The sequence below is a fragment of the Buttiauxella sp. AC142 genome, assembly GCF_979253435.1.
This window is the reverse complement of record NZ_CEEDCH010000001.1, coordinates 426,487-451,497: the sequence shown is the minus strand read 5'-3', so window position 1 is coordinate 451,497 and position 25,011 is coordinate 426,487. Positions and strand designations below refer to the sequence as shown.

Here is a 25,011-nt window from a genome sequence, read left to right as displayed (position 1 = left end):
ACAGTGAACGCAGGTTTTGCGACACGGCGCAGTACCTGCCCAAAAGGAAAAAATAATGAGTAAGACTCTTTCACTCGTTGATGTTTTACAACGCACTCTGGCACAGAACAAAGAAGACATTACTCCACTGCTTGGCTACCTTGGCACTAACCCAGATGAACTGAAACTGCAGATAGATCGCAGCAGCACCCGTACCGATGCGCAGAAAATCGCCGATTACCTACGCAAAATGGGCAGCAACGATATCGCCAGCCTGTTTCGTAACGGCGAGGGGATAAAGTATGAAGAAATCGTCTGCGACGTTGGTGAAAAACTCAAGGTTAGAGGGGTCAGCAAAGATAAATCAGTAGAGATCAACGAAGAATTAATTATTCAGCATCTCTTTTCCGATGCCCTGAAAAAAATGAGCGATGAGGAACGCAGCGCGCTGATGCGTTCAATGAATCTTTCCGACAAAGACCAGGGGGCGATTCTGGCGGGCACATTAATGGCCTCGCAGGTGATGCTGAACCAGTTTGGTGGTTTTGCGGTATATCGGATGTCCGTCATTCTGGCCAATATGCTAGCCCGCTCGCTGATGGGTAATGGCCTCAACTTTGCGGCAAATGCGGCTCTGGTGCGCGGTGTAGGCGCATTCATGGGGCCAATTGGTTGGATCGCTTCCGGTGCATGGCTGGCGGTAGAAATCGCAGGCCCCGCGTTTCGTAAGACGGTCCCGGCAATCGTACATATCGCGATGCTGCGTCAGAACGTATTGAAACGCCTGACCATCAGCGTGGTAGGTGATGGCTCCGTCGGCAAAGATGCGCTCTTTAATAGCGTATACGGTGTTGATACCGGCAATATCAATCCCATTGCTGGCTCAACATCCGATACCAAGGTGTATGACCTGGGGCACACCGGCACTATTAAATTGATTAACTTCCCTGGATTTCACGACGTTCGTTCCGAGGTCAATGACTTGGTGAATGACAACATAAAGCACACTGATCTGTTCCTGCTGGTGGTCGACATCAACCGTGGTGTGTCGGGTCATGACGTGGAGACTCTAATGAAGTTAAAAGCGGAGGGCAAGCCCGTGTTGGTCTGTCTGAACAAGATAGATATGCTGCGCCCGAATGATAAAGAGAGGATGGTTCAGGTCGCCAAAACACGCTTGCAGAACCCATATGTGATTGAAACGGCGTTTGACCCTGATCCGCGCTTGTCACAGAATGGTCCGGTCGGCGCGCAGGCCGTGTTTGACTGGGTGGTGAATCAGTTAGAAGCGCAGGGTAAAGAGACCGCGCACCTGAAAGCCGAGCAGAAATAACCTTGGTGAACATTAAACTAGGGGCATGCCTCTAGTTTAATCATTCCTTCCGCGCTTAAGAGAAGCCAATCAGTCCTCTTGCATGGTCGTAGCTGAATGTCGTGCCATAAAAGTGGATTGGTCCATTTTACAGGGATACTTACAAGATCACCAAACACTTCGCCACTCTTAAAATAAGAGGTAGTCTTATAGCTCTATGTTTAACATCAGTTAGGAACATAAAGTTGAACGCACAAGCACAAAAGCACCGACAACTAGTACTTTCAGTTCTTCAGAGTAAAGCGCTACACCAGCACCAAGTAACAGCGGCAACCAAAGTATTTGATGCTTTGACTGGCAATGTGCGAGCAGTAGTGACAGCCGCCGAAATGCAGGCAGGTAAATCGGGTATTTCACTAGCCCTGTGTTGCTTACAGCGACTAAGTCTCTCCGAGACTGATATTTGCAACCGTAAGCAGCTAAAAGACACACTTTATCTAGTTACAATGCCTGATACCGCCCTCAAAGAACAAGCCGAAGAAGACCTCAAGCTCGCCAAGAATGTTGTCGTCAGTAATTTTGTTAACTTCGAAAAGGCATTGGAAAACGAATTTAAAGGTAATCCACCTAAGCTAATTATTATTGATGAATGCCACTATGGCTCAAATGTCTCTGCTGTTCGATACAGCAGGATCTTCGACTACCTGGAACAAGAGAACGATAGCTGTAAAGTCGTCTTCATCTCTGCCACCCCCTTCGGTGCTCTCTATGGTGCAGAGACTGAATATCAAGAAGCTCTAGAGCTTCAACAAGAAGCCAAAAATGATAACGATGCAGAACTATTAACCCAAGCCCGAAATGTTGCTGAAGAGGCCCTAAAAGACTCAATCTTGCGTCGAGACTTTAACACCCGTCTGGTATTCCACAAAACTAGCGATGAATACTACGGCGTTCGAGAGATGCTGATGAATAGTAAAGTCAAAGGTCTTGAGGATGAAAGTCGTAATTTCCTTTGCAAGTCAGTTCAACGCGATGATTTTGTTCAACAATTCCTGCATCATCAAGGTATGGGATGGTCACTCGTAAGAGTACCCGCTGGTTTGGCGATGGAAGCTAAGCAGTTTCTCATATCGCAAGGCATTGATGAGAATGCTGTTTACATTATTGGTAATTCATTAGCAGGGGTACCAGAAGACGAACATTGCAGCATTGAGCAATTCAAAAAGGAGTTTGATGATGCTCAGCTGTTCGAAGAAAAACTAATCGCTATTACTGTTGCCGGAGCTCGAGCTGGTATCAACTTCGGTGCGATGATGAAAAATAACCTCATCTCAACGTGGGATAGTACAGTTGCCAGTGTCGCCGCAGTGGTGCAAGCCAACATTGGCCGGGCATGTGGTTACCATGAAAACAACTCTTCAACTCATTTCACTAACTTAAATGCTGCTGAGGCTTATGCTTGTATCCTGGATCATCTTGAAAACACCTGCTCTGACCACGCAGCGTCTGATTTCGAAGGATTAAAAGAGTTTTTTGAAGGTGTGTGTCAGGAATACCACGTCAACGGTTTGGATGTTGGGTTAACTATCAAATACAAACGTCGTCGCCCAATCGGTGATGTTGAAACCTATAAAACTGATAGCTACATTGCTGTACCCGCTAAACTTCTTGACGATGATGCAGACTTCACCGAGTACACCAAAGATAAGTATCTTCTGCAGGCGATCGATATTATTCGCAAAGAGTTCACGATCAAAGGTGCGCCAAGCGTCAAAGGCAATCGAGCTATGCGAGGTAAAAGCAAGAACTGGATCAAGGCACATTGGGTCAATGGAGATAGTTACAATAACCCCGAAAAGGCACGCGCTGACGGTACTCAAAAAGAAAAAACTAAATCCCATACCCAACAAATTGATAATGGGGAATATTTAGAGTTTAACCGCATTGTAGCACCTGGTTCCGGGGAGTTATCTGAAGATAAGCTTGTGGTAGCAACCATTTTTAGTGTTTACAACATATCTCGCCGAAATGTTGCAAAGAAAATTATGACTCTTGAAGATGTTTGGGAGATGTGCGACTACTTTAGTGTTGAGCATGATGACACCCTACTTGTTATCTACAAGCGCGGTGAATATGACATTGAACGTACTATTGCTAAGACACGGCAAAACGAGCTTCCTGAACAGTCAGGTGAGCTTAGTGATGAATCCCATTTTTCCGACAAAGCAGAATCTACTTATTAATATAAGGGGCTGTATGCCCCCTAAATTTTATATTTACATATGAATAGTCCAAATAAACATCGCAACTATGTCCAGTACTCAATGGCTGAAAATACTTTTGAGCACCAACGCAACGCTGCTGAGAAAGCATTTTCTAAATTGAACTCTGGCTCAAAAGCTGTGGTCGTTGCAGCGGAAATGCAGTCAGGAAAATCAGGTATCGCTCTTGCCCTTGCCTGCCTTCAGCGACTCTCTTTACCCGATGAATTATTGGCTAACCGGAAATACTTAAAAGATACTTTATATCTTCTGACAATGGCAGATCTTGCACTTCAAGAGCAAGCAAAGCGTGACCTTGCACCCTGCAAAAATGTCGTTGTTAGCAACTTCACGAATATAGATAATGCGCTTAAAGCGGATTTTAAGCGCCAACCACCTAAGCTCATCATCATCGATGAGTGTCACTATGGTTCTGGCATTGATAGTGTTCGCTATGAAAAGGTATTTAATTACCTGGAACAAGATAATGTAGACTGTAAAGTTGCATTTATTTCCGCAACTCCATTTAGTTCACTCTACTCAGCTAGCGAAGATTCCATTCTACGTCACAGCTTCAATACGTCTTTGGTATTTCACAAAACTAGCGATGAATATCATGGCATTCGACAAATGCATCGCAGTAACCAGCTGGTCAAACTCGACGATGATCAACGCGATTTTTGTGAAGATTCACTGCTACAAAAGCGCTTTATACGCCAGTTTAAAGAACATCAGGGCGTAGGCTGGTCACTGATTAGGGTTCCATCAAGTCAAGCAAACATAGCCAAACAAGTACTGATTAATCAAGGTGTAGATGAGGAGCAAATCTTAATCATTGGTCAAAAGCTTGTTGGCGTTGACGAGCACGAACTCTCATCTATAGATGACTTCAAACGAGAGTACGAAACAGCAGCAATGTTTGATGAAAAGCTAATCGCTATCACTGTGGCTGGATTTCGCGCTGGTATTAACTTTGGCCAAGAAATGAAAAACACGCTAATAAACACATGGGATAGCTCTATTGCCAATATAGCCGCAGTGGTACAAGCCAACGTTGGCAGAGCATGTGGATACCACCAGAATACTCAGGCGAAACATTTTACAAACCTGGAAGCTGTTCGAGCATACTCTGAACTACTTGATCATCTCGAGGCCAGTGATGAATTGAATGATTTCGATGGGTTACGGCATTCATTTGAAGATATTTGTACGAAATATCAAGTCAGAGGCTTTGACCGAGGAATGTTTATCGCCCCTTCTACCGAAACGGTAATCACCAAAAAACGTGATGATTCGGAAACATTCTTAACTCAAAGCTACCTAGTTATTCCTGGAAAATTGTCTGAGTCAGAAGCTGATTTCAGTGCCTATACCAACGATCCAGAACTGCTTGAGGCTATCAAACTAATTCGTGACGAATTCCTGAATGAAGGAGCGCCCTATCCTAAAGCTGGTCGCGCGATGCGAGGTGATGATAGAAACTGGATAAAAGCACAGTGGGTAAATGGAGCCACCTATAATGACTTCTCGCCGAGCTGTGCGAAGATGAGAGTGCTAGATTTTAATGCACGTTTGGAGCTGGGTGAAGATGTAGAATTCAACTTAATTGTTAATCCTGGTGGCGGAGAGACCACTGCTGACAAACGCATAGTCGCGAGTGTATTCAGTATTTATAATCTTTCTAAACAAAAAGATGCTTACAAACGTGCCATGGACCAAGAGGATATGCGGGAAATGAGTGAAGCCTTAGGTTGTGAATATGACGATACAATCATGGTGCTGTATCAGCGTGGAGACTACTCTAGCGAAGTAACAGAACAAAAAAAAATAACTACAAAACAGCTATCTCGCATCCGCAATTCCAGCGTCTTCAAATAGCTAAAAGCCGCTTATAAAAGCGGCTTTTAGCAAACACTTAGTGAAACTTATTTTAAGTAATAAAATTCTAGTCCTTAGTAACTTTAAGTACAGGTGTCAGGCATTCTTGCAAACTTAAACCGCCATGATTGTAATAATCCCCAGCGGTGAATGCACTGACGCCAGGCGCCATAGCAAGAGACACCGCAGAGTTCCAATACCACTCAACCTGAGGCAAACTTGTAGTGGCGTTATCTTTGAGAATGGCACATCTTGATAGGTACTTCCGAACCAAAGGCTTTTCGAGTTCAGCTTTTGGTAATTGGTCTGGTAACCATAGCCAACCGTGATCCGTAACAACACGGATTTGTTTCCATCCTGCATTCAATAAATGACAAATCCTATCAGCAACTTCTTCAAGTACGTCATCAATACCTAAAGGCAATTTTCGTTGCTGCTGGTGCCCCAAGTTATCCAGGTCTCCCGTTTGCAGCCAAGCCAAGCCATCAGGCTCGCCAGTATCCAACCCTTCTAAGTATTGCCAACCTTGCTGAGCTAAGGCTTTTTTTAATTGATAGCTACTGAATTCACTGCCGGTTGCGGCTACCGAAGGCTTAAAGTCCTGCGAATCAAAAGCTCCGTTCAGCAAACCAGCAACAGGAGTAACAGCTGCTTTCGCGGTATCAGTCAGTGATGGCAACGCACTCCACTGTGTTTTTACACCGACAACTAAATTACGCGCATCAAGCTTTTGTTCTAGTTTTTTAGCACAGTCAAAACGCAAACCGTCTACAAAAAACACCACCATCCCTTTTGCCTGGTAATCAGCCGTAGCTTCCTTAATTTCATTATTACCAGGATATCCATTTAGTTTTACTAACTTTTGGAAGTTCAGTGATACTTCGTTCAGCCAGGGCGAATAGATCAGCTTCAGCACATTAGCGACTAATTCTTGTTGACTTGGCTCCTTCGCCAAAGCCATCGCCTGCAATGCCGCAGCATCTGCTTGCCAGAAATGTTCTTCATAAAGCTCCGCCATCTCTGCAGGAGACTGGTGATTGAAAACTTGCTGAGTTAACTCGGCTACTTTTGCCAGATGAGCCAAAATCTCGAGGTATTTAGATTCCCCCAATCGATACCAAAGCCAGCTTTCACGCTCTTTATGCTGCTGATAAAGCGAAGCAATCCTACCTCTAACAGCGGAAAGCTCATGTTCATGCAGCCCCGCAAGCATATTTGCAAGACTCTGCTCATCATGAGTATTTTCGCCTGGATAGTGACTTAAATCCGCAGCCAAATCAGGTGTTATAGTACGAAGTGCGCTAATTAACCCAGATAGGTTATGTGCTGTATCTACGAAACGCAGCCACACTTCTTGCCACGAACCTTGTGCGGATAACAAAGCTGCGAGCATTTGAGAATAGTTAGCATCTGATGGTTCATAGCCAAATTGACTGGAGCACGTTTTGCAGAAAAGCAGCCACTTGTTGTCATCCCACTGACTACGCTTACCCTCTGGATGATTTAACCACCCAAGCAGATCCTTAATAGGGTCATTAAAAACTAAAGATTGAAAATCTTTAGCCTCAAGACGCTTACCTTGTAAGTCTTCAACACGGGTCTCTAAAAGATCTTTTAAAATCTGAGGAATAACATCTAATGTGTTTTTATCTTTGGCTACATCCAACTCAAGCCCAACTCTTGGATTGGTTAGAAAAGAACTAATACTCCAGTCACGGCCAGCAGTATTATATGCCCACCAGCTTCCACGATATTGCAGCTCAGCCAACGGACGTAAATAGTCCGGGCATTCTTCAATCGCGCGCAATGCTTTACGTCCAATTTTTGGAAGGTAAATAATTGGTGTACGCCCTTCAGGCAACGTAACATCCTCTAATACACCAGCAATTGCGCACTTCAACCAAATAGCTGGGCCTATGCGCTCATTTGGTTGATACTCACCAAGCTCGAGTAACTCCGGAATATATTGTTTAATCAATGGCATTGCACTTTGCCATTGGCAAGCTTCGTCTGTCCAAAGCACTGCTGCTGGGGCTTCCTGCACCGCAGGATTATGCTTCGCGCTACCGCGCAGCTGTTCAATCAATTTATCGATGACTTGCATTGTTACCTCCTGACTACACCCGGCAAACTAAAAAGAGTCAGGGCCTTATCCACCATCATTGCTGTTCTTTGCTCAATTAGTTCTACTGACCACGTCTCGGCAACAGCCAACTCCTGATTTAAATACAACCCATTGTTATAGCCTACAGGGCGTTTATCACGGGTTGTACGATCGCGCTTTTCTAAAAAACTCTTATTCCCTAAAGAGCTGTTGTAACCCGAGATTGTCAAGTTACCAAGCTTGTGCACATGACTTTGACGATACTGCTCCGCCAGCGTTTTATCACCATCTGCCAGCATATCTACCCAAGAGTCCGGTATATTTATTCCTTGGGGAAATACGTGCTCGATGGTCCACACATATTGTTTACTTTCTACCGCCCACAGATCTACTTGGTTTTCCTTGGTCATCATGCTTTCTTCAAGAGCACACAAAATAAAGCGACAGACCCAGCTATTTTCTTCATATAGGCCACCACTAAGCGCTTGGCGGAAATGCTCATCTGAGGTACTGACAGACCCCAGGGTATTAGCAATAGTACTGACAACTTGCTCACCTTGGCAGCTTCGCAGAATTTCGGTTAATTCCATAAAGATGCGGTTTAAATCCCGAGTAGCGGGCACATCTGTGGTGTTCCTACGGACAAAGAAGTTGATCAGGAAAGTGACCACTTTTTCAATGTGCTCAATGCTCAACGCTAAATCCTGTCGTCTGGCAAACAACATTAGCAATAAGAGATAAGAAGGAGCTCCTTGAATTCTATCCAGACTTTTAAGCAGTTTTGTTAGTTTAGGTTCATCCCGAACTTCGCAATTCCCTACAATCTGCGCATACCAGTTAGAATGGCTACGCATCATTTGCAGGAATTGATGCGGATCATGAGCAATCAATTTTTCAAAAATTTGAATAAGATTAGATTTCGTCGCTACTGGTACATTGACGATATCTTTTAACTCGGGCTTGAACGCATTGTAGTACTGACGGAAAAAACGCTCTTGTACCCCATAATCATCCCCTAGGGCTTCCATCACTTTGGTCCAGCTGATAAAAGACTTATCAATACTGCCCGGCTCAATCTGTTCGATCTTCGCCAGTAGCTTGTTTTTCATTAAATCAATCGCGGTAAGAGGCACACCGCGATTGTTAAGTGACTCAAACAGGGTGTAAGCATCTGAATGACTTGCCACCTCTATTTTTACCAGAGTAGATGCATTGACTTTATCAAGTAGCGCATTCAGTGCCTGCAATGGGGTTTCGCTCTCACTGACATACTGTTCAATACGCATTAAAAAATGTCGATAGGCACGAAATACCCGACGATTACCTGCATTGGAAACCCACTCAGCCTCTTTAAGAATGCCTGCCTCTTTCAACACCGCCAGGTAATCCTGCTGGTTGGCATTTTGCACCTGAGGTACTAACCGGGGCTGGTCCGCATTCTTTTTTAGCACCAATTTATGCTTCAGGTTATACAGCTCTATCTGCTGCTCCATCTCAAGTTCAATGCCCAACTGGTTGTAGCTTGCATAAATGGCAGCTAACAATAATGACAATGTGGTCATTCGCTGTTGGCCATCCACCAACTCTAACTGCTGCAGAGCCAGCGTATCTGTACTTTGGTTGATACAGATAATCGACCCCAAGTAGTAATTAAGGTCGTTTTCTAATAGATCCTCAAATAAGGCATCCCATTGCCATTTACCCCAGGTATACTCCCGTTGATAACGTGGGATGGCATATACCACCCCAACTTCAATATCCAACAAGGTTGACACCGGATAGTTGAATACTGATTTAATCATCCGTGATTTTCCTTATTTGCATGTTCGTCTCTGGCAGCTTTTTTATCTGCAAGGCTAATATGGTGGTCATTGATACGGGCCCCTTCTTTTTCACCATATTGCAGGCCAAGATGATACCAGGAGGCCGATTCAACATCGTTGCCGCGATCTTTACCCCACTTAATATTGGGCTTAGTGCGCAAAACACCGGCTCCCTTCTTATCTACATCTGGTGCCTGCATAAACGGACGGATATTAAGGCGCACACCATCATTTAAGTCCGGGTTCCAGCCCATAGGCTGTTCGTGTAACGGTTTCCAGCGCACAAAAATGTCGAGACCATTCTTGCCGGTGATGGCATCTCCTTTAAGAATAGCTTCCAGAGTATCTTTTAGGTTTTTAGCCGCCATCAAACGACTTTCCGCACCATCAATTCCTTCTTTAAAGCCGTGCTCTTGGGTACGGATCCAATCCCCAAGATAGGTATAAATCAGGCGTTCTAAACCCTGGTAATTGAGCTTATGGTAGTTGACCAGTACTGAGAATCCATCTTTCAGCCCATCCCAGATTTGCCAGATAAACGGACGGTGCTGAAAGAGCTTGCAGTGTTGTTCAAAGAATTTATCCCGCAGCCAGGTTTCCAGACTCTTACTACCAACACTGGCAAGCAGATCACTCAGCACAATGGATGACCAGTCGTCTTCATAGGCAGCCTGCAACATGGCTTCCAAGCGAGAAGCTGCGGCTTTTTCCCCGCGTAGCGCTGGAAGACAGACTATGCCATCATCATCTACTAATTTGAGCAGATCATCACACTTGGTAAGCCAGTGAAACATCTCGTCAGCAAGCGTAATCTTATTATACAGCTCTGCGGGCCAGCGGTAACCTAGTAAACGAGCAACGGCTACTTGTAGCACGGTATCATCGGTACGTTTCTTCGTGATGGCAGTCCATTTTTTCTCTTCATCCCAGACTACCGAGCCACAAGGATGGCCGTGGAAGATCCATTGGGTAGGGTCGTTGGTGTAGGGTTTAGGTAAACCAATTGGATACTGCTCATTTGCAACTCTTGTCCAATGTGCTAAATCAAAAGGAATCTTAGCTACATATCCATTATCGACACTTAATTTTTGATTGATTTTCCTCAATTCCAATGAGAAAGAGTCAGACATACAAAGCGCCCAAACAGCAGGCAAATAGTCTTTGTTTTTTGTGATAATTACTGGAGTAGTATTAGGAAAACGTTGTCCTAAATAAATAGTCGCAGGAAGCTGAGCCATCTGGCCAATCGCTACTCCAGTATTATCAAATACATCCCAACCACGAGTTGCTGAACCAGTAAATTCAACTACAGCGTTCCAGTTAATCACTGAATTTTTACCACCATAGTGCTGTGATTCATGGGAGACTGATTCCATTAATTTCCATGATTCTGCAATCACGCTGGACTCCCAAAACACTCTTACAAATCTCGGATTATCACCCGTAGAAGTACCTTGGAAGCAAGATGCAAAATGTCCCAAAAGCCATTCAGAACTGTGTATATCTAGCTGCACTATCGAATCGGGGTTCTGTAACTGTTTCGCCTGTATAACCCCTTTCAGCGGCTCAACCAACAGTTGTTCTGCTTTCTCTGCTGCGGTTTTAGGCGCAGATACATCCAGTCCCTGTAACAAAGCACCTTTAGGTGGAGCATCTTTAGTAAGAGTGATCAGCTGAACATTAAAATCCCACATTGGTGTCTGAAATCCCTTCGGCCCTAAACGTGCCACCAGGTTCCAAGTATCCTCAGTAAGCAACTTTTCTCGGAATTTCTTATAACTTGTCAAGAACAGCCAGTTTTGCGGCAATACAATAGTCGAGCAGCCACCTTTTAGACTGAAATCCAGACAGCGCTCTAGGAAAACTGTAGCCAAATCAGTTTTTGCTTCAGGGAAGTAACTCTCACAATAATCTTTTAAGATATCGCACTGCTTACCACGTGCCAGATAAGGTACATTCGTTGCCACCAGGCTATAGTTTTTCGACATTAGTTGTGCCGCCTTAGCGAGCCCCTGAGCTGTCACTTGGGCTGTTTTTGCTTCATCATCTGTTGAAGCTTGCACATCAAGAATGACTTGCCAAGGCGCTTGTTTTCCTTCTGTTTTCCCCTCGTAATAAACCGTATTGACATTAATCAGACTGCCCAGCACAGGCGCGTTTTTAAAGGCTCGGGTAAACCAGTTGAGCGCCTCGCTAATATTTGGATTGTTTTTAGTCAGAGCCTGCCATTCCTGTGTAGCAGCACTGACGTCGAGCCCGGAGCAGGCAATATTCAGAGCTGGCAGACTACGATAGCCGCCAGCTCCCGGATAGCGCCAGGCCTCCAGCGCCAGCGCAAAAGCAGCAATCTCCACGCAACGGCTGTCAAGCTCAAGACCATGAAGGTTATCAAAAAGTACCTTAGCAACAGCGGTTTTGGCATCGAGCCCTTCAAGCTGCATACGCATTGGTACCAACATCAGGAACAATGCGACCAGAAAATGACCTGAACCACAGCACGGATCCAGAGTTTTCAGGGCGCTGATTTCCTGTGGCCAGCCATTAAACCAGCCGCCGGCGGCTTGCCATAACTCGCCCTGCTCATCGCTGGTTTTAACAAAACGCAGATATTCCAGCGGAACACCCTCTATAGTAGCAACCTGACGCAAGGTTTTCTCATCACTTGCCGAGCGTAAATCCGCATCCGTCAGCTGTTTTTTCGCCCACCAGGCACCCAGGCTGTTATCCAGCAAGAAGCTAACCATATAAGGTTCGGTAAACAGCTGCGTGACTGGGCTTAACTCATCAGCACCGATAGGGATACCCGCCGCATTCACCTCCTCTTTACGTTTGCTTTGCCAGAACTGATAACACCATCCCAGGCTATCCTGTGCCTGAAATACTTCTCCTGGCAGGGTCAGAATTAAATCTTCTAACTCGCGGATGTGGTCGACAGGGATCTGCAGCTCAAACACAGGAGAGTCAGTTCGAAATACCTGGGGTAACATTTTCTGTGCCAGCTTTCCTGCCAGTTCCCAGCCATCTTTGCAGCCTTCCTCTTGGGCATATTCCTGACACTCTGCCAGCGTGACGGCAAGGTATTTATCCAACATCAACAGATTGTTTTGCTCCAGAAAGCGGGCAAACAACATACGATGCCAGTGCTCATAACTGACTTCCGCCCGCAGGTGTTCAGCACCCTGCACACCATTAGATTGCAGCTTATCACCCAGCTGACGAGCGTGGGCACGCAGGCGATTACGCAGCTTACGCTCATTGTCATTCAGATAAGCTGGCGCTTCTGCTGTTTCTACACCTAAACGAGTTAACGCCTCTGAGGCAGCTTTTTCTATCAGTTCGCGGGCCCGAACAACGGTTTTTTCCAGATGATTTCTTAGTGTTTTATCCAGTGACTGTCGCATGTAGAGCTCTTAAATGAAGTTTAATTTCTAATTATGCATTTCGATTCAAATCAGGGGCCCTGACATGATTGTCAGGGCTCAAATGCGGTGAGTAGTTATTTCAGAGAAGCGGGGCGGTTTTCTGCCAAAGCAGCCATAACGTCTTGTCGAACCTTTGCCAACCAGATATCGAGCTCCGCCTCGGTCTCAATGACTGCTCTTGGCAAATGTACGATTTGTGCCTTAGGCACCAACAAATCAACCGCATCCTGACGCATACGGCTAAAACGGCCTGCCAGGGCTGAGGTTTTATCGCTCCACTGCGCTAACGAAGTGTTTTCAATACATTCGAGTACTCTGTCATTACCGGACAAAGGTGACATTTCCAGGTTATCCAGATGGTGCTTTTTCAGCAATTGCTCCTGCTGCTCATTAGAAAGCTGGTTCCAAATTGCATCATTCTGCACATCTTTTAAGCACTCGTTATATTCCGTTTGGAAATCTTCGTACTTTTTCAAAATGGCAACGCGAATTTTTTCTATTACCTGCTTCAGCAGCGGCTGTACGGGATCGGGATCGGCCAGCAGGCTTCGATTTTGCTCAATCGCATGCACTTCTTTCATTAGCTCATCAAAGCCAACTAAGTTTTGGCAAAATTTAAGCGCAGCCTTCAGTTCCCCCCAACGCGCCTGTCTGGCGGACACTTTTTCAGCAAGCCCTTTCCAACGCTCCACTTCATCGATGATGTTACTATGTCGTTCATACGCAGCCATTAACTGTTCATTGCCAGAAAGCCTTTCGACTTCGACAAGCAGCTCTGCTTTTGGCGGCAGCGGTAGTGGGGCATCTCCACCTGCTTTGCGCGCCAGTTGTTTGGCTGCTTCTATCGCATCTCGTAATTTGGATTGTTCTTCACCGTTTGTGCAGTTCAAACCAATCGCATGAATCAAACTTTTGATGCCCGCCAGCTGTCGCGGCGACAAACTAACGGTCTCAGGACGGAAGTTAGTTTGAGATACCTTGCTGCGCTCCAAACTTTTCGCATCAACTGATTTCTCCTGAGAATCACTTGCTTTCAGCACACCGGCAGCCAACATAGCAAAGAGCGCGCCGTCAACGGTATCTTTCGGCCAGCCGTAATGCGCTGACATAAATTTATCTCGTATCTCAGCCCCATTTTTTGCAACACCGATGTAGCGTTTAATGGCGACACAGACGGGATGCTTTTCCACTTCATCATTATGACCTACAGCTTCCAGCGCATTGGCATCAGCGAATTTACTTGCACGCTCAAATACCTTATCCCATCCTTTTTGATCTGCAGGCTTAAACTCAGTGTAGAGCCGCTCACATGCTTTCTTACCTGCATTTTGGAACTGCTCAGCTAAGGTGTCGCCAGGTACATCGCTCCCACCAGCCATTTGTACTTGGATACCATCAATAATCTCTTTCAGGATCAGTTTCTTGGTCCGCTCAGCTTCATATTTACGGTGCTCCATTGCAGCTCGAGCGTCTTTACCCGCATCTGTAGATGGTATCCCACTCACTTCCAGAGTTGTTTCAGCCGCTTTAAAATCGACGATTGCACTCAGTAGCTCATTACGGCGAATGGATGGAACATGAATGAAAATAGTAGCGTCATCAGGTTTCGCACTACGCACTGCATCCTCAAAGGCTTTTTCCTTACATTCAAGCACATGAGCATAAAGATGCTTTTTGGCATCGGCAGGAAGGTCTTGGTCGAAACAAACGGTGATCTTACGAGGTTCGTTACTGACTCCCTGAGTCACGCTACCAAACCCTAAAGCATTGTTAACACGGTTTTTTATTTCAAGGCTGCGGAACGTTTCTAAGCGTTGTGGGTTACCGCGCAGATCATTTTGTTGCTGTTTGAAAGTGTCATGCCATTGCTGGCTTTCCAGGGTTTGCAGTCGGTACTCAACGCCAGCACTAGTATTCATTGGCAGTAAGTCGCCAGCATCAACCAATTCCTGGATTAAACGTGGCAATTTTGCTCTCAGTTCGTGTTTGCCTTCGCTTAAGTGTTCCAGGAGCAAGTCAGCAAGGAAAGCTTCTGTGGAAGCAATACCGTGATTTATGTCTGTCGGTAATTTACTAATGAGAAGTATCAACGAAAGAATCCTGCCTTGCAGAACAGCATCTTCGCTACCAGCCTTAAAGCGAGCAATCTTTTCGTAGATCTCTTTACCAATAACACCAGTTTGCAGCAAATTAATCGCAATCTGCTCATAGATAAAATCAGCAGGCACTACCGATCCCAACGGCTTCAGGGCTGTTGACTTAGTCGCCTCATGCACCACTCGCAGCTGATTACGTAATTGAGATCCAGTACCGGTTTTATCCAGAGCCGGCAAAACCCGCTCCCAGAAGCGACGACGCACTGGCAACAATGGATAGTCTGCAATCATCCATTGTTCATCGTCTTTATGAGCTTCAATAACTGAACCACTCATGTGACGGTTAATCTCACCGAGGTTGGTATGCAACACAGATTCAATCTCAGCTCTGGCTGTTTCTTTCTTCTGAAGAATAACTTTACGAATTACTGCATCAACATCAGTATCTTCTAACTGAACCGAAATCTGGAAGCGCCCCATGAGTCGTTGCAAGTTTTGCAATCCGGATAACGCACTTTGCCCAGTAGCTACGAACAACAATTTCGATTTAAGGGCTCCTGCTTTACAGCAAGTTTCTACTGTTTCTTGTACAAGATGAGCGCGATCGGGATCGTCAGCGATATATTGCTGAACTTCGTCAAGAACCACCAAAGTGAGAGGCATGTCTCCTTCATTTGACAATGCATCGACAATTGACTGAACCATTTCAGTATTAGAAACATCATCAACAATTTTGTACTGTGCGCGAAGCATATCGCGTACTTCTTTCGCATCACTGCCTAGAGATGGCAAAGCATGTAACAGCGCATTCGCCATGACTGGTGAAACATGGAGATTGCGCAGTTCTTTCTTCCACAGGTCTTCGCCTTCTTTACCTTTGGCATGCTGTTGGATATAAGCTTTAACCTGTTCAAGCACCCCTTCAGATTTTAGCCAAAGCTCGAATTGAGCAAGATGGTATTGCTCAGATAACCCTGCTGATTTAAATATAATCGCCAACAAGGCCAATCGAACTTTGTCTTCTGCCCCAGCGCCCAATGTTCCTGACGCAGCATGGAGCCCACCCAACCGGCTCCCCAACGTTGAGAGCTCATCGAAGTACTGTCGAACATCCTCAGGTAACTCAACCAACGAGCGAGCATCTGCTCCGCTTTCCATTTTTTGATTGATCCAAAGGGTTCTTAGCATTTTCGCTAAGTGCGATTTTCCAGAACCGAAGAAGCCTGAAATCCAAACTGCGGGCTGCTCACCAGAGCTTTTAACATTTCGTAAGTAGTTGCTTAGAATATCAGCCATGCCTTTGGCATAAGCCCCGCTACAGACAAACGTCCGCAGCTCATAATCTAATGTTTCAAGAGCTCCTTTGGAGAGATCATCTTTTACCTCGGCCACACCGTTGTTGGCCAGTTTGCTTTCCAGAGGGTCAAGTTTATAAATTTCACGGTTTAGCATTTTTCTGTACCTGGTTAAGCTACGGTAATCGCAGTGGCTTGATATCCCCAGCCATCTTTGGCATCGAGCAGTTTGTAATTATTTTCATGATATTCTCCGGGGAAAAATACCACCAAGCGCCCCTGCACTTGAGTCGTTAAAGATTTGACTAAAGCAGAAACCGACACAAAGCCGAACATGCTCCCACATCCCATAAGTGCCACTACAGATTCATGTGTTTGGTCCGCATTAATCTGCTGATGCAGTTTCGACACAAGCTCTTCAGCGAAATAGTCATAGCTTCCTTCCAGATACTCAGGATCTTCGAAATAAGCTTCTTTGTAGTCCTGTCTGGCCATCCAGTTGGGGAACTCATTGGTCAAGTCCAACAACAGCCATGGATGCTCGCTTTCAATGCACGCATGCTCAAACTCAGTCATGCGAGCACGAAGCTTAAGCTCATCTTCTTTGTCGTATACGACAAAGATGGCTTTCTCTTCCGCTGAGATATTGTTACCCCATGGCACACTAATGTGACTGGAAAAACTTTTAAGTAACTTTGACAATCTGTCAGACATCACGCTGTTCCTTAACTAAGAGATTCAGAGGTGCAAAAGACACTTCAACGACCTCACTGGCTTGTTTGAAATTAATCAGACCACGCAATGTTGCCCGATACGCCAATTCATACATGGTGGTTTCATCAGCAGGTAATAGCTTGATCCAATAGCTATCAAACAAGCGTTTACCTGATAGTCCATGGAAATGACCAAGAATTAGAGCAAATACCACATTTACATATGTTACTTTGGGGTCAGTGCGGTATTTTTTAGTTCTGCCGACAAGATAGCCCGACTGAGTCCAGGTACCGCTAAGATTTCGAGCAAACGACTGACGTGATGCCAAACTGAATCGGTCAGGATCGTCTTTTGCTAAGTGTTCTTCCATAACACTTCTTGGTAGGATTTGTCCGGGCTTAAGTGCCGTAATGATCTCAACTGAACCACGAAGCAGAGGGTCTCTAGCGATCGCCAGCTGTAATGCAAGTAAAGGCTGAGCTTCCTCAGAAAGCCCCCAAAGCTGACGAAACACTCTGAATAAAGGTATATGCGGAGACATGCCATAGAGACCAACCAAATGTCTATACGTTAGTTTTCTGGCGCTGGAACTGGGTTTATGAAGAATATTATCCTCCACAATGCTTACTTTATATTCTTCTGGTAAGGTATTTTCAGGTTTTGCTTGGAGCAATATTTTTAGCTCTTCGATCATCATGCAACGCGCAGCATGAGGTCCATTTTTTCCAAACTTGAATCCATACTGAACTAACTGGTCTTGGTTCATCAGGAAACCTCCTCGTAACCGGGGGCCAATTGACTATTTTCGATACCAAAAATTACTTGCTTATGCTTTAACGCCAAGTGGTATTGCTCAGGGTTTAAGCTAGACGCAAAGGAGCAGTCTACTGCCCAATGGTTGAGTAAATAGCCGGCTAGTGCTGCTCTGACTTCAACCTGAAGCTCACCATTCACCATTCCATAGTCGAGTTCAATGGCTTCCGCGAATTGTGCTTTTGGATGAGGAATCAAAGTTAAATCTACGATTCGGTTCCACTGTTTATCCACATCCTTGGTTTCAGAAACAGCAACTTCCTCATCCAAAATATTTAAATCGAGGAAGCGAGTAATCACGAAATCACTAAATGCATTCTCGCATCGGTCAAACGCCCGAACATGCCAACGTTTACCACTATTAGCTAGGCTATGTGGCACGATTGTATGCATTTTAATACCTGAAGATAGAGAGGCATAAGTCACTTGTAGGCACTTCTGTGTAGTTATTGCTCTCATAACTACAGATAGAGTAGAGGTCGAAGGTTCAGCCAGTACAAACGGATCTTCACATGCACTACAAACTTTGTGACGAGTGATCAGACTATCGCCAAAACCATGGCTTAATCCTGCTAATACTACTTTGGCCTCATGCGCAAAAATAGGACAAAATGTATCCTTTCGTGAGTAAAGCTTTGTTTGATGAACAAGTTCCATATTGCCAGGAGCCAGCGCCTTATAAGTAGCAAAGTCACGAGTTGCAGCCGCTAGTCCCGTACGAAATTTTGACATAAGATCAGGTCGGCTTATCTCACCAAAATAGGTCAGGCAAAAATCAATAAACGCCAATCGCTCTCGCTGAGCATGTGAGAGCTCTTCTAGTTGTCGCATATTTAACCTTATTGGTAATTTCTCTTCATTTTAACATTGCGCAGCTTAAGATGAAATCATTATGATTCGATGTTGAATTCATTTTGGAAAGAAATATTTACTGGTATAAAATGTAATTATTTTATTAAGAATGATAAATATCACTTACAAAAGCCAGCATATACAAAGCAGCCATTAGAACCCCGCTAGTCACTTTAGTCTGGAGTCTGCCCGGGGTTTTAATGGGCGTCTTAAACCGGAACATATAAGGTTAAAATTTGTAATTACTTTGATTTAGCTTGATAAATTTTTCCCAAAATCAAAAGGACTAACCCCCTTCTGCCGATTCGCATCCAGATAATCCGCCCACCACTGCACCATCAGCCTACGCTCCCCCAAGTGTTCAGCCTTATGAATATAAGCCGCACGCACAGAGTTACGTTCCTGGTGACTCATCTGACGCTCTACAGCATCCTTCGACCACAATCCCGACTCAATCAATGAACTACAAGCCATGGTTCTGAAACCTGCCCGCATACATCAACTTTGGTGTCATACCCCATTACCCGTAAAGCCTTATTGACCGTGTTCTCACTCATCGGCTTACGCGGATCGTGATCGCCAACGAAGATTAGCTCACGGTTTCCACTCATACTTTTGATCTTTTCCAAAATGGCGAGAGCTTGGTGGGATAAAGGAACAAGATGAGGAGTCCGCATTTTCGATCCTCGATGTGAATGCTTCACACCTTCCAAAGGTTCACGCTCTCCCGGAATCGTCCACATAGCGTTTTCAAAATCGACTTCTGACCATCGTGCAAAACGCAGTTCACTAGATCGAATGAAAACCAACAATGTCAGCTCCACAGCTAAGCGTGTTAATGGTCTGCCGGTATATGTGTCGATACGATGAAGTAGTTCAGGAATGCGATTAAGTTCTAGCGCAGCACGATGCTGTCGTTTAGCTGTGGCAACTGCTCCAGCGATCTCTTGTGCGGGGTTATAGTCGATTAAACCGCTTTGCACGGCAAATCGCATAATTGCTGTTGTTCGTTGCTGTAAACGCGCCGCCACCTCAAGACGTCCAGACATCTCTACGGCTTTAATGGGAATAAGTAAATCTCTGGTTTTTAACTCAGCGATATTCCGCTTACCAATCGCATCGAACAGATTATCTTCCAGACTTTTAAGAACACGGCCACTATGCGACTCCGACCACTTTTGATTGGTGGCGTGCCAGTCTCTGGCAACAGATTCAAAAGTGATGACCTCTTTAGCGTGTTCTTCTTTTATTGCACGCTTATGCTCACGAGGATCGACACCGGCAGCAACAAGCCTCCTGGCCTCTTCCCTCTTTTGACGAGCATCAGCCAGAGATGTCTCTGGGTAAACACCAAAAGCCATCAGATGTTGTTTACCGCCAAAACGGAAACGAAAGCGCCAGTATTTGGAGCCGTTAGGGTGTATCAACAAAAACATGCCATCGCCGTCTACTAGCGAGTATTCCTTTGCTTCTGGTTTTGCCGAACGCACCTTGGTATCAGTCAGGGCCATGATGGTATTCCTTCCATATGCTGCCGTGAGTATATAAGCATTATCGAACCAGCATATATACTCGGTTCTATACTCACAAGCATGTTGATGTGGGGTAACTCAGATTGACGTCGGTTGACTGAAAAGCGGGGCAAAGCCTTGCGGGGACTGGATTTTAGACATAAAAAAAGACCTCAGTTGAGGTCTATTTACATACTATTGGTGCCGAAGGCCGGACTCGAACCGGCACGTCTTTCAACGGTTGATTTTGAATCAAAGCGATCAGGTAACTTAACCTACTAACAAATCAGCGTTTTTACAGTGAAGTCCTTTTCAGACAACGAAAAAGGCACTGGTTATGAAAAACGCAGATGCACCTGATTTACCTACGCTAATTGCCGCCATTCTCTCCACCAAAGGTGGTGTGGCGAAAACCACCGATACGGCCAACCTCGGCGGCTATCTGGCCGATCAGGGGCTGAAAGTCCTGATGATTGACGCCGATATACGCCAGCCGACGCTCAGCAGCTATTACCCTCTCAATAATGAAGCCCCCGGCGGGATCTACGAGCTTATCGCGCAGAACGAGCTGGATCCAGCAATCATCATTTCACACACCTCCATTCCCGGACTGGATATCATCATATCCAACGATCCGCGTGGCGAACTGATGAGCCTGCTTCAGGCTGCCCCTGACGGCGTGATCCGCCTGCGCCATCTGGTACGCCAGATCCCCGGTTATGATGTCATCCTAATCGACACCATTGGCGCACGCACTATTGCGCTGGAAATGGTGCTGTTAGCCAGCGATCTCATTATCTCCCCGGTACTGCCGGAAATGCTCTCCGCACGCGAGTTCCTGCGCGGTACGCTGCAAATGTACCGGGATCTCCAGCCCTTCACCCGCTACGGCATCCCGCTGCCGCCGCTGAAGGCGGTGATCAACAAGCTCGACCACACCAACGACGCCCGCGAAATCCATCACAATCTGCTTCAGGTGCTCCAGCACAAGCAGAAAGAACAGGAACTGCTGGTTCCCACCGAGATCCTGATGACGCCGGTTTATGCCAGCGTGGCTTACCGCCGGGCGGCATCGCTGGGGCTGCCAGTACATCGCCTCGAGACCTCCCGCGCCAGAGGCCGGGCAACGCCCTGCGCCGCTGAAACCATGCAGATGCTGGCGAAAGAGCTGTTCCCGCAGTTTCTCGCCCTGCCCCATCAGCAGATGGAGGGTATAGCATGAAACGGAAAATCTGGCGGGCATTTTGCTCTTATTACGCCCGGCAACCCTATGAGAAAGACGATGAAGTACTCGTGTACTTTGAAGCCGCTGACCGTGAAGAAGCGCGGGAAACGCTGCCGGTGTTAATGTCACTGCTCTGGCATATCCCACCGGAAAAAGTGGACTGCTACAACCTGGAGGATGAAAACGAACTGCGTGATAACTCCGGTTCACTGACGTCCCCCAGAGACTGGCCGCTGTTTGAAATCGGCTGGTCCAACAATAAGCCGCTTTACTCCAGCGATTTACCGCTTTTACTGCTACCGCCGCATCAACAGACCCGGCTGTGGGAAACCTTTCTGGCCTGTCAGGAGGGTAATCGAGATGAGTAAGCGCAAGCGGCCACAACCGCCCCACTCCGTCGAAGCGGAACAATCCGTGCTCGGCGGGCTGATGCTGGATAACGATCGCTGGGATGATGTCGCCACGCAGATTTCCTCACAGGACTTTTTTATCTCTGCGCACCGGACGATTTATTCCCATATGCAAACTCTGGTCGAACAGGGAAACCCTATCGACCTGATTACCCTGAGCGAATCGCTGGAACAGCAGGAACAGCTCGAACAGGTGGGCGGCTTCGCCTACCTGGCGGAGCTTTCCAAAAACACGCCCAGCACCGCCAATATCATTCCCTATGCGCAATACATAGCCAGCTACGGTGAACTGCGCCAGCTTCTGTTGCTAGGTAATGAACTGAGCGATATGGCAGGCCAGCCGCGCAGCAATGTGGCCGACGTACTGAACTTTGCCGAACAAAAACTGTTTGCCATTGCGCAGTCACATCAGGAGGGTGGCCTGACCGACATCAACGCTTGCTTTGACAACGTGCTGGCAGGCATCGCTCAGCGCTATGAGGCCGAACGCGGTAGTCTCAGCGGTACGCCATCCGGACTGGAACAGCTCGACGCCCTGACCTGCGGCTTCCAGCCTGCCGACCTGATTATCGCCGCCGCTCGTCCCTCAGTTGGCAAAACCGCTTTCGCCCTGACGCTGTGTGTCAACGCGCTAATGCTGCGCCCTACCCAGCCGGTGCAAATCTACAGCATGGAAATGTCGGCGGAACAGCTACTGCTCCGGCTGGTTTCTCTGACTGGCCGCGTCTCACAAACCCGACTACGCAGTGGCGATCTCAGTGATGATGACTGGCAGCAGATCGGCATCAGCGCCAACGTTCTGATGGCAAAATGGAAAGATCGCCTGCTGCTCGACGATTCCGGGATCCTCACCCCGTCCCTGTTACGTAGCCGGGCCAGACGTTCGCTGCGCCAGTACGGGCTTCCTTCGCTGATCGTGGTTGATTACCTGCAACTGATGCGCAGCGGCGGCGCGGAAAACCGTAACCAGGAAATCTCGGCCATTTCCCGCGCCCTCAAAGCGCTGGCAAAAGAACTAAACTGCCCGGTACTGGCGCTGTCGCAACTTAACCGGGCGCTGGAGTCACGCCTTAACAAACGCCCCTGCAATGCGGACCTGCGCGACTCCGGCTCTATCGAGCAGGATGCCGACGTGATCTTATTCCTCTACCGCGATGAACTGTACGACCCCAACACGCTGGATCGGGGCATTGCCGAAGTGATTGTCAGCAAACAGCGCAACGGCCCGATTGGCACGGTACGAACCCGCTTTATCAGCGATCAAACCCGCTTTGAATCGCTCAGCCAGCAGGGAGTAGAGTCATGAATAATAAGCTGACTTCGACGGAACTCCAGTCTCGTCTGCTACAGGGCAATTTTGACCGGGGAAGATCGTCTGATGAGCGATTTGCCGATCCGCTGATGGAAACCTCAATGATCGTCACGCTGGAGCAGCTTCGCCCTTACGACCTCAACCCACGGTTGATACGTAACCCCAACTATGACGACATCAAGGCATCAATCCGTCATCGCGGACTGGACACACCACCACCGATCACCCGTCGCCCCGATCAGGCGTGGTATATCATCGCCAATGGCGGTAATACCCGTCTCTCGATCCTTAATGAACTGTGGCGCGAGACGCATGATGAACGGTTCTGGCGCATTCAGTGTCTGTACAAACCATGGGCTGGTACATCCGACCAACCTGTTCTGGGCGAACTGCGCTGCCTGATCGGCCATCTGGCGGAAAACGATCTGCACGGCAAACTCAGCTTCATTGAGCGTGCGCTGGGGATTAACAAGGCGCGGGAACTGTATCAGCAGGTGGAAGAGTGCCAGCTTTCGCAACGAGAGCTGGCGGAGCATCTGAAGAACGACGGCTACCCCATTAATCAATCGCATATCAGCCGGATGGAACAAGCGCTGGAATACCTGCTGCCCTGCATCCCCGAAGTACTGTACGCCGGGATGGGCCGCTCACAAGTAGAAAAGCTACTGTCATTACGGGCGGCATCATTGCATCTCTGGCAGCGCCATGCCGCCGAAGACGCTGGTTCCTTTGATAACCTCTTTTCTTCCGCTCTGTCGCTGTTCAACGACCAGCCGGAAGACTTTGCTATTGAGCGGGTGCAGGATGAGCTGCTGGGGCTGATGAGTCAGGAGCTGAACGTCGATTACAACCTGCTGTTGCTGGACGTCGATCCCTCTGAGCAAAAACGCCAGGCCGTGCTCGGCCCCACGCCGGAACCACCACCGTATATACCGCCGGAAGAACCCGAACCGCGCCCGGTAACGCGCAGGCGTAAACCTGAAACTGAGGAAGATGGCAGTGGTTCGCCAGCTTCTCTGCCTGAACCACAAGAAGCGCCATCGCTACTGTGTGAAGGGGCTGAACCCGTTATGGATATCTGGCGTATCCCGCAACTCTTTGATTCTACTGAATCATTACGTTCGGTCAGCGATCGCCTGGCATGGGATCTGGCGGAACATTATGCCATCGATGACCGGGTTATCTCGGATGCTGACGAAAATGGCATTGGCTTCCGGGTGATGCCATTAGCATCAGATCATCCCATGTTCACCCGGCCACAGTCACGCGCCTGTTGGGCGCTGCTGGCGGCACTCAACGAGATCCCACTGACGGAAGATCTGGCCGCCACCCTGACGCTCACGCTCTTTTTTCAACACGACACAGACGGCTTCTTCTTTAGCGATCTGTTTCTTATTAAAGTATTCCGGCTCATTCGTATTGTCCGCCGGATCAGAGAATTACAGCAGGAGGCACAACATGCTGCCGACGATTAATCAGGCCGTTTTGTCACAGGTAATACAAGCCCTGAAGGACGGCAATGTGCGCTATTGCGAAGCGCTGGGTTTTGACCGCGAGGAGTTGAACGAACTTAACGCCCTGACCTTTGAAGAATTAATGCACATGGGCAACACCTCGGCGCAGTTCCTGAAAATCACCATCAACCACGACGTACTGCGCAAAATGCTGGTCCAGGTACGCCAGGAGCAAAAATTCCAGCAACTGGTCGGCCAGGCTGTGCAGCTAGGCGGTTCAATCGCCCTGATTAGCCACTACTTCGGCATCTCAACTGCCGAAATCAGCGCCCGTCGTCGGCTGATGGGGATCCACGTTCGTCAGGGGCGTAACCAGGTTCCCGGCGAAGAGGAAGAAGCCGCGCTCTGGAACCGCTGGCAGGAGATCAAAGTCGATAACATCGACTCCATACCAGCACTGGAAGCCATGATGCTACTGGCACAGGAACGTTCGCTCTCGCTGACCGTGGTCTGGAATCTGATCCGCCAGTGGGAAAAAAGCTGAGTGACT

At 47.2% G+C, this 25,011-nt stretch carries 15 protein-coding genes and 1 pseudogene; 8 read left to right on the top strand and 8 right to left on the bottom strand.

Annotated elements, in window-relative coordinates:
- Positions 1-55 precede the first annotated feature (55 nt).
- The 3 genes from AC0IWZ_RS02055 (at position 56) to AC0IWZ_RS02045 (ending at position 5,430) form a co-directional block, all read left to right on the top strand.
- Positions 56-1,312, top strand: a complete 1,257-nt coding sequence (locus AC0IWZ_RS02055) for a GTPase (RefSeq protein ID WP_471678247.1) — start codon at positions 56-58, stop codon at positions 1,310-1,312.
- Positions 1,313-1,536: 224 nt separating this feature from the next.
- Entirely contained in the window at positions 1,537-3,534 is a 1,998-nt protein-coding gene (locus AC0IWZ_RS02050; protein WP_471678248.1) for a DEAD/DEAH box helicase family protein, read from the top strand.
- An 81-nt stretch (positions 3,535-3,615) separates the two neighbouring features.
- Positions 3,616-5,430, top strand: a complete 1,815-nt coding sequence (locus AC0IWZ_RS02045) for a DEAD/DEAH box helicase family protein (RefSeq protein WP_471678249.1) — start codon at positions 3,616-3,618, stop codon at positions 5,428-5,430.
- Between the two features lie 67 nt (positions 5,431-5,497).
- Here the strand turns inward: AC0IWZ_RS02045 and pglZ are convergent, their stop codons facing one another.
- The 8 genes and pseudogenes from pglZ to AC0IWZ_RS02005 form a co-directional block, all read right to left on the bottom strand.
- Complete coding sequence (gene pglZ / locus AC0IWZ_RS02040; RefSeq protein WP_471678250.1) at positions 5,498-7,534, bottom strand: BREX-1 system phosphatase PglZ type B; 2,037 nt, start codon at positions 7,532-7,534, stop codon at positions 5,498-5,500.
- A 2-nt stretch (positions 7,535-7,536) separates the two neighbouring features.
- Positions 7,537-9,336 carry a DUF262 domain-containing protein gene (locus AC0IWZ_RS02035; RefSeq protein WP_471678251.1) on the bottom strand — a complete coding sequence of 600 codons (1,800 nt, stop codon included), beginning with the start codon at positions 9,334-9,336 and terminating at the stop codon, positions 7,537-7,539.
- The gene (locus AC0IWZ_RS02030; protein WP_471678252.1) at positions 9,333-12,758 is read right to left on the bottom strand and encodes an Eco57I restriction-modification methylase domain-containing protein; all 3,426 of its coding nucleotides are present in this window, start codon (positions 12,756-12,758) and stop codon (positions 9,333-9,335) included. The genes AC0IWZ_RS02035 and AC0IWZ_RS02030 overlap by 4 nt, the downstream gene beginning before the upstream one ends.
- 95 nt (positions 12,759-12,853) lie before the next feature.
- Positions 12,854-16,327, bottom strand: coding sequence for a BREX system P-loop protein BrxC (gene brxC / locus AC0IWZ_RS02025; RefSeq protein ID WP_471678253.1), 3,474 nt, complete (start codon positions 16,325-16,327; stop codon positions 12,854-12,856).
- 14 nt (positions 16,328-16,341) lie between these two features.
- Positions 16,342-16,884 carry a BREX protein BrxB domain-containing protein gene (locus AC0IWZ_RS02020; protein ID WP_217147155.1) on the bottom strand — a complete coding sequence of 181 codons (543 nt, stop codon included), beginning with the start codon at positions 16,882-16,884 and terminating at the stop codon, positions 16,342-16,344.
- The gene (locus tag AC0IWZ_RS02015; RefSeq protein ID WP_217147156.1) at positions 16,877-17,650 is read right to left on the bottom strand and encodes a hypothetical protein; all 774 of its coding nucleotides are present in this window, start codon (positions 17,648-17,650) and stop codon (positions 16,877-16,879) included. The genes AC0IWZ_RS02020 and AC0IWZ_RS02015 overlap by 8 nt, the downstream gene beginning before the upstream one ends.
- Entirely contained in the window at positions 17,650-18,528 is an 879-nt protein-coding gene (locus AC0IWZ_RS02010) for a BrxR family transcriptional regulator (protein WP_471678254.1), read from the bottom strand. Before AC0IWZ_RS02010 ends, AC0IWZ_RS02015 begins: the two co-directional genes overlap by 1 nt.
- A gap of 273 nt (positions 18,529-18,801) precedes the next feature.
- Positions 18,802-20,060: pseudogene (locus AC0IWZ_RS02005) on the bottom strand (tyrosine-type recombinase/integrase).
- 337 nt (positions 20,061-20,397) lie between these two features.
- Between AC0IWZ_RS02005 and AC0IWZ_RS02000 the strand changes: the two are divergent.
- The 5 genes from AC0IWZ_RS02000 to AC0IWZ_RS01980 are packed head-to-tail and all read left to right on the top strand — an operon-like array spanning position 20,398 to position 25,005.
- Positions 20,398-21,282: a ParA family protein gene (locus AC0IWZ_RS02000; RefSeq protein ID WP_471678255.1), complete on the top strand. Its 885-nt coding sequence runs from the start codon at positions 20,398-20,400 to the stop codon at positions 21,280-21,282.
- A complete protein-coding gene (locus AC0IWZ_RS01995) occupies positions 21,279-21,653 on the top strand; it encodes a hypothetical protein (RefSeq protein ID WP_471678256.1) in 375 nt (124 codons plus the stop codon). Before AC0IWZ_RS02000 ends, AC0IWZ_RS01995 begins: the two co-directional genes overlap by 4 nt.
- Positions 21,646-23,001 (top strand): replicative DNA helicase, encoded by a 1,356-nt coding sequence (dnaB, locus tag AC0IWZ_RS01990; RefSeq protein ID WP_471678257.1) that lies wholly within the window; start codon positions 21,646-21,648, stop codon positions 22,999-23,001. The genes AC0IWZ_RS01995 and dnaB overlap by 8 nt, the downstream gene beginning before the upstream one ends.
- Complete coding sequence (locus AC0IWZ_RS01985) at positions 22,998-24,482, top strand: ParB family protein (protein ID WP_471678258.1); 1,485 nt, start codon at positions 22,998-23,000, stop codon at positions 24,480-24,482. Before dnaB ends, AC0IWZ_RS01985 begins: the two co-directional genes overlap by 4 nt.
- Complete coding sequence (locus AC0IWZ_RS01980; RefSeq protein ID WP_000938043.1) at positions 24,466-25,005, top strand: DUF2857 domain-containing protein; 540 nt, start codon at positions 24,466-24,468, stop codon at positions 25,003-25,005. The genes AC0IWZ_RS01985 and AC0IWZ_RS01980 overlap by 17 nt, the downstream gene beginning before the upstream one ends.
- The last annotated feature ends 6 nt before the right edge of the window (positions 25,006-25,011 follow it).